A 15,209-nucleotide genomic window follows, 5' to 3' on the forward strand; every position below is an offset into this window, starting at 1 on the left:
TAATTAGACTAATTCTTTAAAATACTGCAACAAAATTCTGTCGTTATCTACTGTTGGTGTGAAAATTTCCAGAATACCTGGCTTTTCGCCTTGAGCATAAAAAGCGTTCAAACTGTTTTCTAAACTCGTTTCATCAGTGGCAACACTGTATTCAAAACCATACATTTTAGCCAAATGTTCTGCAGTAAGAGCATGTGATGTTTCAAAGAAAGTATTAAAAACAGGAGTTTCCTCATGTCCCGGCAAAATTCTAAATATCCCGCCACCACCGTTATTAATCAAAATTATTTTAAAATTTTTCGGAATGTAACTATTCCACAAGGCATTACTGTCATACAAAAATCCAATATCGCCAGTTATGAAGACCGTCTGCTTTTTATTGGCTACAGCCGCACCAATAGCGGTGGATGTGCTTCCGTCGATTCCGCTGGTACCCCGATTGCAATACACTTCAATCGAAGAATCAATCGCTATCAATTGTGCATAACGAATCGCCGAACTGTTGCTGATTTGTAATTGACTGTTTTTTGGTAAACTTTGAATTACTTTTTCAAAAACTTTAAAATCTGAAAATTGAATTTTTTCCAAATACATTTCATGTTTTTGCCTTCTCAAAAGTTTCACCGCTTCCAGCTTCTCAAAATAATCGCTTTTCACCCCTTCCGTTAAAGGTAAAAAAGCTTCGAAAAACGTATTTGGATTAATTTCAAAATGTTTAGCCAATGCATTGAAAGTATCATACGCCCTTAGAGTGTCAATATGCCAATGGTGTTTTGGCTTGTATTTTCTCAAAAAAGCCTTGATTCGTTTAGACACTATCATTCCTCCAAAAGTCACCAAAATTTCCGGACAAAAATCCTCAAAATCTTCATGGGTAAAAGGGGTAATAATGGTGTCAATATTGTTTATAAATGAAGGATGCTGCAAATTAGACGTAGTTTCTGTTAGAACGACAACCGATTCATCTTCAGCCAATGCAGCGATTGCTTTTTCACTAATTAAATTGGGTTCGTTGACGCCAACTAAAATCATTTTCTTAGTCGAATTGTTCCAAATGGCAGCAAACTCAGAGATATTCCCTACGGTCTCCAATGCTTTTAAATTTGCAAAATTATTCACCATGACATCCACCGACAGCTCTGAAACGGTTTCATATAAAGGCTCTTCAAATGGCGCATTGATATGAACAGGTCCTTTTTTATGCAAGGCAAAATCGATCGCTTCATTTATTTTGAAATCATTTGCTTTTGAAACAACTTCGTTTAAATTGGCATTGTATAAAGAATGGTTTAAAAACACGTTTTCCTGCCGGATGGTCTGTCCGTCACCAATATCAATTTTGCTTTGTGGTCTATCCGCAGATAGTACTATTAAAGGAATCTGACTGTAAAATGCTTCCGCAAAAGCAGGATAATAATTCAGCAATGCAGAACCCGATGTACAAACCAAAGCTACTGGCTGTTTAGTTTGCTGTGCAATTCCAAGTGCAAAAAAAGCTGCAACACGCTCGTCAGCGATACTGTAACATTGAAAGGCCGGATTACTCACAAAACCAATCGTTAATGGTGCATTTCGTGAACCTGGGGAAATTATTATGGTGGTGATTCCTTTGGCCAAACAAATCTGAATAATGCTTTGCGCTAAAGGTATTTTGGGGTAAATCATTTTTTTCGTTTCAAAGGGGCAAAGATACAAAGTTGCAAAGGTTTTTCTCTAATCTTAAATAGTTTTCTTAAATTTGATGGAAAATACCTTTTCATGGAAATCAAGATAAGACCTGCTGTTTTTGCTGATATTGATACAATATTAGAAATCGTTAATCACGAAATACTGCACAGTACTTCTAATTATGATTATGAGCCACATGATTTTGAAACCCAAAAAGTATGGTTTGAAGACAAACTGAAAAAAAATTTGCCTGTAATTGTGGCTGAATTTGAAAATGGAGCAATTGGATTCGCCAGCTATGGCCCTTTTAGGCAAAAAATTGGCTATCAATTCACAGTAGAACATTCCGTATATGTAGCCCAGGAATTTATAGGAAAAGGTGTTGGAAAACTACTTTTGGGTGAACTCATCCGGTTGGCAAAAGAGCAAGGATATCATGTTATGATCGGTGCTGTTGATGCTGATAATTCAGGAAGCATCGCTTTTCATGAAAAATTTGGTTTCAAAGTAGTGGGCACTATTCGTGAAGTAGGCTACAAATTTGATCATTGGCTCGATTTGGTTTTTATGCAATTGATTCTAAAATAAATAAGTTGTTTCATGATGCAAAAAACATAATTGCTCCAAGAAAACGCTAACTGTGTAAAGAATGGTATATTTGCACAACTAAAAATTTCATGAATTACACCTTACTCTCATCACCCTTACAAGGATTTACCGACTTTCGTTTTAGAAATGCTTTAAACAAATATTTTGGAGGGATTGATACCTATTATTCCCCTTATATTCGTTTAAACGGAAAGCTTGTCATTAAACCTTCTTATGAAAGAGACCTACTACCTGAAAATAATGTTGGTTTAGAGGTAATTCCACAAGTCATAACGAACGATGCAGAGGAGTTTTTATTTGTAGCTAAATACGTTAAAGAACTCGGTTATAAAGAATTAAACTGGAATTTAGGATGTCCCTATCCCATGGTCACCAAATCCGGTATGGGCTCTGGTCTGATCAGCAACCCCGACAAAATCAATAACATCCTTCACAGGGCACATGCTGAATCTGACATTATCGTGTCTATGAAAATGCGGTTGGGTTATGAAAATAGCGAAGAAATCCTACAGGTTTTGCCAATCTTAGACACTTATCCTATTAAGAATATCGCCATACATGCGCGTATTGGGAAACAACTTTATAAAGGTGGCGTCCATTTAGATGCGTTTCAACAATGCATCGACAACACCATCCACAAACTGTATTACAATGGTGACATCACTTCAGTGGCTAAATTTCATGAAATGCAAGAACGTTTTCCCACCATAGACCACTGGATGATTGGCAGAGGATTAATTTCCGATCCATTTTTACCAGGTATGATAAAGAACAATACCTCAGAATACCCTGCAAACAAAATGGAATTATTCAGTGCATTTCACGATACCTTATATGGGATATATAGTGAGTCTTTGTCCGGATCAACACATATTCTGTTGAAGATGTACCATTTATGGGAATACTTTTCCGCTACGTTTTCAAATCCTCACAAAGTATTAAAACAAATAAAAAAAGCACAGAGTATTAGAAATTACGAAGCAGCAGTTGCAGCAATTTTTAAGAATGAAAAAATTTAATTTACGACTGTTTCCTGAACAAAAAAAAAGCGACTTTCAGTTTCCCGAAAATCGCTTTTTTTTATTCTTTTTTTACTTATGATTTAATCCAATCCACTACTGAAGGATCTGTAGGCAATGTTTTTGGTGAAATGACTTTTTCAAGTTCTCCTTTTTCATTAATCAGGTATTTTTGAAAATTCCATTCCACTTGAGAATCCTGCAATCCATTTTTAGATTTTTGAGTTAAAAACTGATACACTGCGCACATGTCGTCCCCTTTTACAGAAACCTTGTCCATCATAGGAAATGTCACACCATAATTCAATTGGCAAAAAGTGGCGATTTCTTCATTAGTCCCAGGCTCTTGCGAAGCAAAATTATTTGCCGGAAAACCTACTATCACAAATCCTTCTTCTTTATATTGTTTATATATCGCTTCAAGGTCTTTGTATTGGGGAGTCAATCCACATTTTGAAGCCGTATTTACAATCATGATTTTTTTACCTTTCAGCGAAGCAAAATCAAAAATCTTTCCTGACAAATCCTCTACTTTAAATTGATAAATAGTTTCATTAGCCATAACAGCGTTGCTTTTATTTAATTTTGTTTTATTCGTTTGTGCCTGATTCTGACAACTAAAAAGAAACATGATAGAACATGTTAAGAACAACAGATTTTTCATAGGTAGCTAATTTATGTTTTACTTGAATATGGAATTCGCATACCAATATCGGTATTTTCACCGTATTTTCGTTATGCTCGTTTCCTAATTATATTTTTTATAAAATTAAAACAATTAATTGTTGCTTAAACATTTATTTTGGTTAAACAGAAGTTAAAAACAGAGAAGCCTGATATCCCAAAGAACACCCGGCTTCCAAACAAGTAAACAACAAAACTTAAATACTATATTAAAAGGTATACGTCATTTTTCCTTTGATAAAAAAAGGCGTTCCTGGTGTAAAATGAATTTCTTCCACACTAGTTGGTTCATTTTTTAATCTTGATTCAGTGGCAAATTGAGTTTCATTCCATTCTGTATTAAATAAATTCTCCACCGCTACACCAAAATTGATGTTTTGGTATTGATAATTAATATTAAAATCCGAAACAAAGTATCCTTTGGCAGCAATCGAATTATCCTCGTTTGCAGGACGACTTTTTAAATAACGGTAACGAATACCACCTGAAAAACCATTTAATTTTTGAAAGCTTAAACCTCCGGTAGAAGTAAAATCCGGCGCTAAAGGAATATAATCTTGTCCTTTTTGTTCCCCAATACTTCGGGCATAGGTATAATTAGCATCAGCATCAAAATACAACCAATCAGTGAGTTGATAACGCAATCCTAAATCAAATCCCATGCGTTTTGATTTTCCGCTTGGCTCAATAATTCCCGCATCTCCTACATAAACAAACTCTTGTTCCAAGTACAAATACCACACCGCAGAATTAATAATTAACCTTGAAAATGGTTTCCAAATCGTCCCAACATCAGTTCCTATTGCGGTCGGTAAAATTTGTTTCCCACTATTTTGAACCACAACTCGAGTATCATTGGAATGAAATCCTATTCCCGATTTTATGAAAAATTGCAAATTGTTATTTTGCGAATAGATAAAATTTAATTTTGGCGAAATTTTGAACTTGCTTTCCGTCTGTGTTTTGTAATCCGCAGTTAATTTATCCTGGTAATTGAATTTGAAATAATCCAATCGAACCGCAGGATTAATCATCAATTTGCCAAAACTGAATTCCGAATTCAAATAGGAGAATAAATTGGACTCATCAATATCCCCTAATTTAATTTGCTTCAAAGTAGTACTTCTGTTTAAAGTATGTGAGAGTTCGGTATCCTTTGTTGCATCTGCACGAAAACCTATTCCATACTGCAGCAATACATTTGTATCACTAAACTTCGTTTTCTTATTCAATTCCGCATTCATGCCGTAAATACTTCTGTTTTCTTTCTGTCTAATTTGATCGCCATTGATAGAGTCTTCCAGAAAAAAAGTAAAGTTCGAATACAATTCAAAATCATATTTTGAATAAAAAGCATTCGCTTTTACAAATGTATTTTCATCAATTGGTTTGCTCAGGGAACCATTTATATTCGTTCTTGATGTATTTCCCCCTTCTGTATCATCAACGGAGCCAAACCTCGAAATGTTTCCGTTATCAACCAATCGCTGTGGTATTTGACCAGAAGCATCCCATTTACTGGTAAAGCGAGAGGCTGAAACGGAAAATTTACTGTTGTCCTCTAAAATAGCTGAATATTTCCCCAGCAAATTGATTCGATTAAAATTTTGAGGAGAATCAAAGGGTCCGTCAGTCAGAATATATTCGGTAGCTATATAAGCACTTTGTTTTTTTTTATTTCCTAAAAGATTAAATAACCCGATAGTTCTTATTGTATTGAACTGCCCTACTTCGAGTCCGATGCTGCTTTTCTCTAATTTGTCTTTAGTTTGGAAAGCAACGTATCCTGCCGTACCAAAATCCCCTTTGCTGGCATAATACGTTCCTTTTCCAAAATCTATTTTTTCCACCGTTTCCGGAATCACAAAATGCAAATCAGCATAACCCTGACCGTGCGCATGAGACACCATATTTACTGGCATTCCATCTACTGCAATAGCGATATCAGTCCCATGATCAATATCAAAACCTCTCAAAAACAGTTGCTCTGCTTTGCCTCCGCCAGCATGTTGACCAATAAACAGTCCGGGTACTTTTCGTAAAATTTCCTGAGAAGAATTCACGGGAGTCGTTTGTAAATCAATTTTCGAAATCACATTCATCGCCGAAAGTTTCGGTTGAATAACAATCTCATTCAATCTGAAAATATCATCTTCTAAAGTAATTTTCATTTCAGAACCAGCAACTGTGTAATTTATTTTTTTAAACCCCAAAGCATTTACTTTCAAGACATTTCCTGCAACTGTTTTATCAATACTAAACATTCCGAATTCGTTGGTATGTGCATGGCTTTCAGAAATTATATTATTGATGGATGCATTTTCTAACGGATTCCCATTGCTATCCACTACTATTCCTTTTTGAATCTGAGCATAAGTAGTCCAACCCAAAAGAATTATCAGGATTATAAAAAAATTCTTCATTAGGTTATTTTATAATTGATTTACCTTTTTTTCCAAATTAGGTCCTAATTCATACAAACTGGAAAGCAATTCTTCTTTAATAGGTTTTGTTTTTTCAGCTAAATTATTGTATTTGTAAATCATTGCAAGGTGGTATTGTACTTTAGGTTCAAATGATTTTCCAACGACATGATTTTTAGCCACTTCCAATGCTTTTTTATTTTCACCCAAATTCAAATAGGACCATGCCAATAAATCGTAGGAATCAGGAGTTGGTCTGTGATCAATTTCTATTTTTGCTATTTCCACCGCCTTAGAAGCAGTTTGTTTGTCATCAGCGTAAATTAAAGCGTTGTATTTGTTATACATTGCGCCATAATTATTTTTTTGCAACATGGAGAAATAGGCCTTTCTATTACTTATTTCTTCTTTTTTATTTCCTTCGAATTGGGCTATTTGAGATTTCAATAAATAAAAATCGGGCGTGTTATGTGTCACTTCAATAGCCTCAACAATTCTTTTTGCTTCCGTTGTATTTCGTTCGTGAGAAAACACGATCCAGGCAATTCCTTTTAATGCATAAGAATAATTCGGATCAATTGCCAGTGTTTTCAAATAGCTTTCGTACGATTCCTCGATTCTTCCGGCATGGCCATAAAAATCCCCTAAATTAGAATACGACCAGATTTTAAGCACTTTATTATCTTCTTTCTCCGCTATATCTAGGGCTTTTTCCATAAAAGTTATGGCTGTTTTCAAGTCGCCTTTGTGATCATTCCATTTTGCCAAACGAATCAGGTAATCATAATCTTTCAGATCTCGCATGGCATTCAAATTTCTTACAGCTTCAGGAAAATTTCCTAATTCCATTTGAACATCAAATAGTAATTTTTGTGTTTCTTTCAAACCTTCTCCTATCGAAAAAGCTTTGCTGGCTAACACTAACGCTTCTTTAAAACGGTGTTGCGCAATATAATTTCTTGCCAAAGATCGAATCGTAGAAACCTTTGAGTAATTATAAGCTTCGTTCGATTTTGTTAATAGTTCTTCTGTTTTATATAGGTTTTTAATGTCGCCGGTATATTCAAAAAGAGTAGCATAATTGGACGCTATCATACTTAAATAACTAATTTGATTAGGAGCAGCATCAAATTTTTTTTGCCAAAAATCAATTTCGTTAGTAGCAAAAGTCAATGATTTATTCCCTTTTACGTTCAGATACTTATTGTAATCGGAAGTATTGGTAATCTGACTTGGTTTTTTCTCGCAACTAAAAAGAGATAGGATTGTAAAAACCAATAATGGAATTATTTTTAAAGTTTTCATAATCTGTTTTGTTTGTTTGTTTGTTTGTTTGTTTGTTTGTTTGTTTGTTTGTTTGTTTGTTTGTTTGTTTGTTTTGAAAAGAAAAAAAACAGAGTTGAAACTAAATATATCGAACTCTGTTTTTTTATAAAATATTACCAGGCCGTTGCCAAATAAGGGAAGGAAACTCCAAATGACTTATCATTTGCATCCACATGATCAGAAGTTAGTCCTGCGTTTGAAGTGCCCATGGGTCCTCCAAAAATCAATAACAATTCCACATCAATAACATCATCCGCCAAAGCTCTACCAGTTAGAACATTTGTTCCATCAAAAAATGTTGTTTTTTTAGTCTTATCAACATTTAATACATCCGTAGCTAAAAGACCTGTAAATTGAGGTGCGGTTTGTCCTAAAGCATTTACAGTGTAACCTGAATTTAAAGCCAATAATCTGGATTGAAAAATAGATTGGTATTTAGCGCCCATCATTGATGGTATAGCAGCATTGAATTCATCTTTTGGTGCTCCCGCTGCAATAAATACAGTGTTTATTGCTGGTCTGGCCATTTGATCCTGCTGAACAAAAGTTCCTGTAAAATCAATACTCGCTACAGGATCTCCATCCGAATCATTATTGTCACAATTTACTGAAACAGCTGCACAAGCTAGTGCAACGGCTATTATTTTGAATTTATTAGTTGTACCCATGATTTTTATATTTAGTTTTCTTTGGAATTCGTGAATCTTCGATTTCATGTCCTTATGTTTTAAATAAAATTAGTTATTGTTTTTTCTTAGTTTCAGCCCAAACGTTTAATGTACTAGAAGTACCTAACATTGCTTTTGGAACTTCAACTACCAATGAAAGTACGTTTGTTCCTGCAAAAGTGTCTGTCCCTGGATTTTTGAATCCAGAAGCAGTGCCGCCAAGGATCGCCTTGAATTGACCTAAGTCAAAAAAGAAAGGATCATCTCTCGGTCCTGCGAAAAATTTCATTCCATTTTTCTCCGCAATTAATGGTGTAGCACCATATTTAGAAATGGTTACACTTCCTGAAGCTGCAGCCATTTTAATGGTGCTTGAAGTTCCTGTAGCACTAGGAGCATAAGGACCAAAGAAATACATTTTGTCATCTCTTTTGATGGCTTGAATAACTAAATCTTCAACATTGTCTCCCGTGTTATCAATGTTGATTTCAATCATAACATTTTCATTAAATGTTGCCGCGGCTGTCGCATTAGGACTTAATAATCCTTGAGTGTTTACTGCAAATGCAAGATTGTTTGTGTCTTGTCCCTGAAAAGTGTACACATCAGTAATATCTGCTGCATTACCGGTTACCGCTGGAGCATCAACGTGATCAGCAGCTACTAAAATTAAGCCCGAAACCGCTACCAGCGATAGACCTAATATCATTTTTGTTTTTTTCATTTTGTTATAATTTAAAAGGTTATACAAGCATTTACGGGATTGTATTCGCTTTGGTTTTAAAAATCATAAAAAAAATAAAAAATAAATCAATTTATTTATTAATCACCTAATTATCAATATTTTAAATACTTAAATAAAATATAATTATTTTTAAAATAAATTTATTTTAAAGCCGTATTTCATAATATATGTCAATTGTGAATAAGAATGTATAAGTTTGTAATAGCAAAATAAAAAGTATATGACCCAAGACGAATTATTAGTGTTAATTTATAAGAAAGATGAAAAGGCATTTACACATCTCTATGATATGTATTCTAAAAGCTTATTTGCAGTAATCAATGTTCTTGTAAAAAATAGAGAAGAAGCAGAAGATGTGCTTCAGGATGTATTTGTCAAAATCTGGAAAAATATCGATACGTACCATGAAAGCAAAGGGCGTTTCTATACTTGGATTCTAAATATTGCTAGAAATACATCTATCGATAAACTAAGGTCTAAAAATTTTAATAACAGTCAAAAAAACCTTTCTTCAGATAATTTCGTACATCTATTTGACGACAGTAACAAACTGGTCAATAAAATTGATAGCATTGGGATTCAGGACTTCGTAAAAAAACTAAAACCCAAATGTATTCAAATAATAGATTTACTGTTTTTTAAAGGGTACACCCAACAGGAAGCTTCGGAGGAATTAGAAATTCCTTTAGGAACCGTTAAAACGCACAATCGAAACTGTATTAATGATTTAAGAAATTATTTGAAGGTATAATGGAAGCAAAAGAATATATAGAATCAGGTATTTTAGAACTCTACGTTTATGGTTTACTCAGCGAAACCGAAAATGAGGAAGTAAACGCCATGGCAAAAAATAATCCAGAAATAAACGACGAAATTATTGCGATAGAGAAGGCAATTGTGGCTTTATCTTCCAGCTTTTCACCGTTTCATTCTGTGGCGAATTATGAAAAAATCAAGTCCAAACTAGAACTCAAACAGGCTAAAGTAATCGAATTGGAACCAACAAGAAATTGGTCGCAATATATTGGTTGGGCAGCAGCAATCCTATTGTTGGTAGGCATTGGTTACCAATACAATCAAATGGATCAAACCAATACTCAGGTGGTAAATGCCAAAGTGGAGAAAGCAAAAATGGAAAAGGATTTGGATGCTTTACAATTAAAAAACAAAGCTAGCGAGACCAGTCTAGCTGTGGTAAGAGATGCAAACAATACCGTGGTACCACTAGGTGGACAAACTGTTGCTCCACAATCTTACGCAAAAGTATATTGGAATAAAGAAACCAAAGTGGTTTACGTAGATGCCGCAGGATTACCGGAACCTCCTAAAGGAATGGTATATCAGGTTTGGGCCTTAAAATTGAATCCGTTGACTCCTACAAGTATTGGATTATTAGACAATTTCAAGGGTAATGATCAAAAAATGTTTGCTGTTGATAATGCAACTGATGCGGAAGCTTTTGGGATAACCTTAGAGCCTAAAGGCGGAAGTTTAACGCCTACAATGGAACAATTGTATACGTTAGGAAAAGTGTAAATAGCATTTCTCTCTAATCCTAACAAAAAAGGTTCAACAGCGATGTTGAACCTTTTTGATTTATCCTAAAATAATAATTTTATTGCTTTTTTACCTTCATAAAGATCAATCATTCTATTAATTTGGTGGTCTCATAACCCTCCAATATGTTCCATCAAAAACAAGAGAAACTCCTTGGTTACTTCCCAATGGCATATCAGATGAACATTTAATTTTTTGAGTTCCGCCCGCATTATCATTTTGAAAAACTACCCCGGTACAGCAACTTATTGCATCATTATTTGCATTTATAATTTGGATCACCTGACCTGTAACTCCTCCTGATAATCCTGCTACATTTTCCCAATTAGCGTTAGGAACTATAAATAAGATTCCAATCCCAGAAACATCATAATTGTTTACAGAAATTGAAGATTGTGTTGCTGTATTTAAAATAAATCTTCCAAACGAGCCGTTAATACCACTTACAGTCCCAGACGATGTAACATTACCGGTAGTAGTTATTGAAGTACCGGTTAATCCCCCTGTTAATGTACCTCCTGCCAGTGGCAAATATGTTGATGATGCAGTTGCACTTGTTAGGTAAGTATTGGCATCTACACTACCATCTCCTTTTAAAAATTGAGAAGATGTACCGCCAGATTTAATGTACGAAGCAGCTGTAATTGCAGCACTAGTATTTACCGAAGTCACACTTCCGTTACCCAACTGTATTTTATTACTTGCAGTAACTATAGCGCCATTACCTATTGCTGTTGCATTGGTTAAGGCAGAACTTGAAACGTCTGCATTGTAACCAACTGCAGTATTATTACTTCCTGTGGTATTTGACCCCATAGCTCCAAATCCAACGGCAATGTTAAAATTACCTTGGCTGTTGTTGTATAAAGACTCTGCCCCTAGCGCCGTATTTTTATTTCCGGTGTCATTACCTTGCATAGCTTCTTGTCCATAAGCGGCATTTTGATAACCGGTACTATTACTTATCATGGTAAGATGACCAAACGCAGCATTGTGATGACCAGTTGAATTGGATTCTAATGTTTCTAACCCAACAGCAGTATTACTTGATCCGCTAACATTACCCAACATAGATTGTCTTCCAATAGAAATATTTTGATTCCCGGTTGAATTACTGGTTAAGGCCTGATAACCTACGGCTATATTATCATGCCCTTTAAAGAGGTTTCAGGTGTTTCTCCATTAGAATATTGCAAAATGCTAAAAATGGAGTTTGATGAATAAAAAAAAGGTTCAAACATATTGTTGAACCTTTTTCATATTAATAATGAGACTATTATTTTTTATAATACTTTCTGTATTTTGGATAAGAAATAGCTCCAAATAAAGCTATTGTCCCCAATGAATACCAAATCCAGCTTAATGATTTCGCTTCACCACTTGCATAGGAGTGCAATCCCACCAAGTGGAAATTAACTCCGTAATAGGTAAACAGAATCGATACGAAAGCAAAGATACTCATCAGGTTAAAAACCCACTTTCCTCGCAAAGACGGAACAAATCGGGCGTGAATCACAAAGGCATAAACCATAATACTGATTAAAGCCCAGGTTTCTTTTGGATCCCAACCCCAGTAACGTCCCCAACTTTCATTGGCCCACTGTCCGCCCAGGAAGTTCCCGATGGTAAGCATGATTAAACCAATGGTCAATGCCATTTCGTTGATATAGGTAATTTCCTGAATATTCAAATCCATCTTGGCTTTGTTTTTTTCATTAGTAAACAAAATCAACAATAAAGAAACAGCTCCTAATATCATTCCTAATGCAAATGGCCCGTAGCTCGCAACGATTACTGCTACGTGAATCATTAGCCAATACGAATTAAGAACGGGTTGTAAATTGGCTATTTCCGGATCAATCCAATTCATAAAAGCCGCAAACAAAATCATAGAAGTTACAAATGCCGAAGCTGCAACGGTAAGTTTTGATTTTTTGTCAAAAGCCAAACCAAAGAACATCGTTGCCCAAGCCACATAAATTATCGATTCGTAAGCATTACTCCAGGGTGCGTGACCTGAAATGAACCAACGGGCAATTAATCCAAGGGTGTGCAATCCAAATAATATTCCAATGATTACGTGAAAGGAATTAATCACAATACGCAATATCTTTTTCTCGAGAATAATGTTAAGTATGGTAAACACAAGCATCAAACAGCCAATTGTAAAATAAGCCATGAAAAGATTTTTGAAAATATCGGATTTGTTATATACTATTTCCAATGATATTTTGTCTTCGCTTGGCCTTACTTTAGCTCCAAATTTTTTCTGAAAACCATTTATACTTTCTAATAATTCGTTCGCTGTTTTATAATTTTTAGTCTCAGCCGCATTAGTCAAAGTCCCAAAATATAAGGGCAATACACTTTTAGTATACGTGGCATCCATTCCTTTCATTCCTGATTCATTCAGTTCTAAATAAGAAATCCATTTGTTGTTCGCATCGTTCGGAATAGGGAAAATCTTTAAAATCCTTCCACTCAAAGCCGATTCCATTAAGTTTACTTTTTTATCGGTTTCGATAAAATCTTTTTCGAATTGATTCGGATTAGCGGTTTTAAAAGCATCATCAAGATAGGGTGATAATTTGTAATTTCCCTTTTCATCAAAAAAGGCTATAAAAGGAGCATATTTTGCTTCCTTATCAATTCCTATAATCTTACGAATACTATCATTTCCAGCTTTAATATAGATAATGGGAACCTCAATCCAAACTTTGGCATATTGTGTCATAGACAGCAATACCTGATCCGAATTCATACCTTTATAGGTTTCCATATGACTTACCTTTCGAAGCAATTCAGATGAAAAAGTATTCACCGGTTTCATTCTTCCTCCCCCGTCCTGGATAATTAGCCTTCCAAATTTAGCCGCATGTTCTTCCGGAACTTTGTATTTATTCAATAAGGAATCTATCTGTTTTTCACTTGGTAACTGATGTTGATGATTCTCATGACCCTGAGCAAAACCATTAAAACTGAACATCAGTACCAAAATCGTAATTAAGCTGGCTTTCTTAGTTTTCACCACTTCCAGTTTTCTTTTCAAGTCAGCAAAACGGGAATATTTGGTAAACATGATCGACATCATTGCAAAAAACAACATAAAATAACCGCCATAGGTTATGCAGGTCCCCCAGAAATCATGGTTTACTGATAAAACAGTCCCTTTTTCGTCCGGATCAAATGAAGATTGAAAAAAGCGAAACTGTTTGTAATCTAAAACATGATTCATATAAATTCGGGCATCAAATGAGTTTGTGGAATCCTGAACCGTAACTTTACTTTCAAACGAAGAATAACTTTTTTCCGTTCCGGGATATTTTTGGGCAATAAATTTATTCAGTTTTATCTTGAATGGCAATACATACGCTTTACTTCCGTAGAAAAAAGTATAATCAATATTCCCTATTTTAACCGTTTTTGATTCTCCAACTTTACCCTTGGAACCCACAATGGTTACTTCTTTCTCTTTTCCGTCGGCACGCACAGTTAAAACCAAGGCATCTTCGTGATTCTTGGCCTTGAAATCATTTTTAGATTCATAATCGATCACTCCTTTTACGGCTGGATCCGGGAATACGAATCGCATTTCACCAATCGTATATAAAGAGCGCATCATCAAAGGCTGTGCACTTCCCTTAGTTACTTTTCCTTGTAATTTATCAGCCATACGCATAAAATTACCTTCAAATGGTGTTTGAATGGTGCTGCTGTCACCGGTAATAGTGATATTTATCGCTCCCTCAGTATATTTATTCAATGAAAATAAAACATTGTGAATATTTTGAACTTCGCCTTCTTTTAGCAGGTGTTCGTGACGTCCGCCATCTCCCGCTTCTACTATTTTAAAATATAAGGAACCTTTAGGATCCGGTTTTATGTATTCCTTAGCCCCCATGATGAAGTTTTTGTATTTTACTTCAAAATTAGTATTGGCGAATTTATCTGAAATGGTGAAATTATTATTGGTAACCGGCGAAAGCAACAGTGGTTTTTCAAACACCCTGCGTTTCATTTCCCCCTTGTAATCCCCATCTACAAAAACAGTAAGAAAGGTTTTATCTGAAAAAACCTGATTTTCCGCTGCCCCTTCACGAATAGGCATCACTCCTTCATAACTGATATAGCGTGTTACGAAAGCTCCCAAGAGAATAAAAATGAAAGCCAAATGAAGCAACAAAGTGGCCCATTTTTCTTTTTTTAACAATTGGTATCTTTTAATATTCCCAATGAAATTAATCATAAAAAACACCATTATGGCTTCAAACCACCAAGCATTATAAACCAAAATTTTAGCGGTATCAGTGTTGTATTTGCTTTCGATAAAAGTTCCGGTACCCATTGCGATTGCAAATGTTAAGAAAAGCATAGCCATTAATCGTGTAGAAAACAAAATAGAGAATATTTTTTTAATCATTTGTAAGGGATTGCGTTTAATAAAAGTGCGACAAAAGTACTTAAAAATCTTGACTTCTATATTCGTATAATTGTTAATTTAATCCAAAAT

Annotated in this window: 12 protein-coding genes; 4 read left to right on the forward strand and 8 right to left on the reverse strand. The window is 34.9% G+C overall.

Annotation, left to right across the window (positions count from 1 at the left end; all coding sequences use genetic code 11):
* Nucleotides 1-3 precede the first annotated feature (3 nt).
* Nucleotides 4-1,665: a 2-succinyl-5-enolpyruvyl-6-hydroxy-3-cyclohexene-1-carboxylic-acid synthase gene (menD, locus tag ACNQGH_RS11460; protein ID WP_417956146.1), complete on the reverse strand. Its 1,662-nt coding sequence runs from the start codon at nucleotides 1,663-1,665 to the stop codon at nucleotides 4-6.
* 93 nt (nucleotides 1,666-1,758) lie between these two features.
* Here menD and ACNQGH_RS11465 point away from each other — a divergent pair, with 93 nt between their 5' ends.
* Nucleotides 1,759-2,256 carry a GNAT family N-acetyltransferase gene (locus ACNQGH_RS11465; RefSeq protein ID WP_417956147.1) on the forward strand — a complete coding sequence of 166 codons (498 nt, stop codon included), beginning with the start codon at nucleotides 1,759-1,761 and terminating at the stop codon, nucleotides 2,254-2,256.
* 89 nt (nucleotides 2,257-2,345) lie between these two features.
* Nucleotides 2,346-3,296: a tRNA dihydrouridine synthase gene (locus tag ACNQGH_RS11470; protein WP_417956148.1), complete on the forward strand. Its 951-nt coding sequence runs from the start codon at nucleotides 2,346-2,348 to the stop codon at nucleotides 3,294-3,296.
* A gap of 76 nt (nucleotides 3,297-3,372) precedes the next feature.
* Here ACNQGH_RS11470 and ACNQGH_RS11475 read toward each other — a convergent pair whose 3' ends face one another.
* The 5 genes from ACNQGH_RS11475 to ACNQGH_RS11495 all read right to left on the reverse strand — a co-directional run bounded on the left by ACNQGH_RS11475 (nucleotide 3,373) and on the right by ACNQGH_RS11495 (nucleotide 9,121).
* A complete protein-coding gene (locus ACNQGH_RS11475) occupies nucleotides 3,373-3,960 on the reverse strand; it encodes a glutathione peroxidase (RefSeq protein ID WP_417956149.1) in 588 nt (195 codons plus the stop codon).
* Between the two features lie 229 nt (nucleotides 3,961-4,189).
* On the reverse strand, nucleotides 4,190-6,403 hold the full coding sequence (locus tag ACNQGH_RS11480; RefSeq protein ID WP_417956150.1) for a TonB-dependent receptor: 2,214 nt from the start codon (nucleotides 6,401-6,403) through the stop codon (nucleotides 4,190-4,192).
* A 9-nt stretch (nucleotides 6,404-6,412) separates the two neighbouring features.
* Nucleotides 6,413-7,708 carry a tetratricopeptide repeat protein gene (locus tag ACNQGH_RS11485; protein ID WP_417956151.1) on the reverse strand — a complete coding sequence of 432 codons (1,296 nt, stop codon included), beginning with the start codon at nucleotides 7,706-7,708 and terminating at the stop codon, nucleotides 6,413-6,415.
* 134 nt (nucleotides 7,709-7,842) lie between these two features.
* Nucleotides 7,843-8,445 carry a DUF4331 family protein gene (locus tag ACNQGH_RS11490; RefSeq protein ID WP_417956152.1) on the reverse strand — a complete coding sequence of 201 codons (603 nt, stop codon included), beginning with the start codon at nucleotides 8,443-8,445 and terminating at the stop codon, nucleotides 7,843-7,845.
* 25 nt (nucleotides 8,446-8,470) lie between these two features.
* Nucleotides 8,471-9,121 (reverse strand): DUF4331 family protein, encoded by a 651-nt coding sequence (locus ACNQGH_RS11495; RefSeq protein WP_417956153.1) that lies wholly within the window; start codon nucleotides 9,119-9,121, stop codon nucleotides 8,471-8,473.
* Between the two features lie 241 nt (nucleotides 9,122-9,362).
* Here ACNQGH_RS11495 and ACNQGH_RS11500 point away from each other — a divergent pair, with 241 nt between their 5' ends.
* Nucleotides 9,363-9,893, forward strand: coding sequence for an RNA polymerase sigma factor (locus ACNQGH_RS11500; protein ID WP_417956154.1), 531 nt, complete (start codon nucleotides 9,363-9,365; stop codon nucleotides 9,891-9,893).
* Nucleotides 9,893-10,678, forward strand: a complete 786-nt coding sequence (locus tag ACNQGH_RS11505) for an anti-sigma factor (protein WP_417956155.1) — start codon at nucleotides 9,893-9,895, stop codon at nucleotides 10,676-10,678. Before ACNQGH_RS11500 ends, ACNQGH_RS11505 begins: the two co-directional genes overlap by 1 nt.
* Nucleotides 10,679-10,795: 117 nt before the next feature.
* Here the strand turns inward: ACNQGH_RS11505 and ACNQGH_RS11510 are convergent, their stop codons facing one another.
* Nucleotides 10,796-11,770 carry a hypothetical protein gene (locus ACNQGH_RS11510; RefSeq protein ID WP_417956156.1) on the reverse strand — a complete coding sequence of 325 codons (975 nt, stop codon included), beginning with the start codon at nucleotides 11,768-11,770 and terminating at the stop codon, nucleotides 10,796-10,798.
* A gap of 205 nt (nucleotides 11,771-11,975) precedes the next feature.
* The gene (locus ACNQGH_RS11515) at nucleotides 11,976-15,119 is read right to left on the reverse strand and encodes a cytochrome c biogenesis protein CcsA (RefSeq protein WP_417956157.1); all 3,144 of its coding nucleotides are present in this window, start codon (nucleotides 15,117-15,119) and stop codon (nucleotides 11,976-11,978) included.
* Nucleotides 15,120-15,209: the final 90 nt, after the last annotated feature.

It is taken from the genome of Flavobacterium kochi (assembly GCF_048286715.1).
In the GTDB taxonomy this organism is placed as follows: domain Bacteria; phylum Bacteroidota; class Bacteroidia; order Flavobacteriales; family Flavobacteriaceae; genus Flavobacterium.

What these genes read in the sequence shown, in the direction of transcription:
- ACNQGH_RS11485 (WP_417956151.1), bottom strand. Translation starts at nt 7,708, where the DNA reads ATGAAAACTTTAAAAATAATTCCATTATTGGTTTTTACAATCCTATCT.
- ACNQGH_RS11515 (WP_417956157.1), bottom strand. Translation starts at nt 15,119, where the DNA reads ATGATTAAAAAAATATTCTCTATTTTGTTTTCTACACGATTAATGGCT.
- ACNQGH_RS11470 (WP_417956148.1), top strand. Translation starts at nt 2,346, where the DNA reads ATGAATTACACCTTACTCTCATCACCCTTACAAGGATTTACCGACTTT.
- ACNQGH_RS11475 (WP_417956149.1), bottom strand. Translation starts at nt 3,960, where the DNA reads ATGAAAAATCTGTTGTTCTTAACATGTTCTATCATGTTTCTTTTTAGT.
- ACNQGH_RS11495 (WP_417956153.1), bottom strand. Translation starts at nt 9,121, where the DNA reads ATGAAAAAAACAAAAATGATATTAGGTCTATCGCTGGTAGCGGTTTCG.
- ACNQGH_RS11490 (WP_417956152.1), bottom strand. Translation starts at nt 8,445, where the DNA reads ATGAAATCGAAGATTCACGAATTCCAAAGAAAACTAAATATAAAAATC.
- ACNQGH_RS11480 (WP_417956150.1), bottom strand. Translation starts at nt 6,403, where the DNA reads ATGAAGAATTTTTTTATAATCCTGATAATTCTTTTGGGTTGGACTACT.
- ACNQGH_RS11505 (WP_417956155.1), top strand. Translation starts at nt 9,893, where the DNA reads ATGGAAGCAAAAGAATATATAGAATCAGGTATTTTAGAACTCTACGTT.
- ACNQGH_RS11510 (WP_417956156.1), bottom strand. Translation starts at nt 11,770, where the DNA reads ATGTTGGGTAATGTTAGCGGATCAAGTAATACTGCTGTTGGGTTAGAA.
- ACNQGH_RS11465 (WP_417956147.1), top strand. Translation starts at nt 1,759, where the DNA reads ATGGAAATCAAGATAAGACCTGCTGTTTTTGCTGATATTGATACAATA.
- menD (WP_417956146.1), bottom strand. Translation starts at nt 1,665, where the DNA reads ATGATTTACCCCAAAATACCTTTAGCGCAAAGCATTATTCAGATTTGT.
- ACNQGH_RS11500 (WP_417956154.1), top strand. Translation starts at nt 9,363, where the DNA reads ATGACCCAAGACGAATTATTAGTGTTAATTTATAAGAAAGATGAAAAG.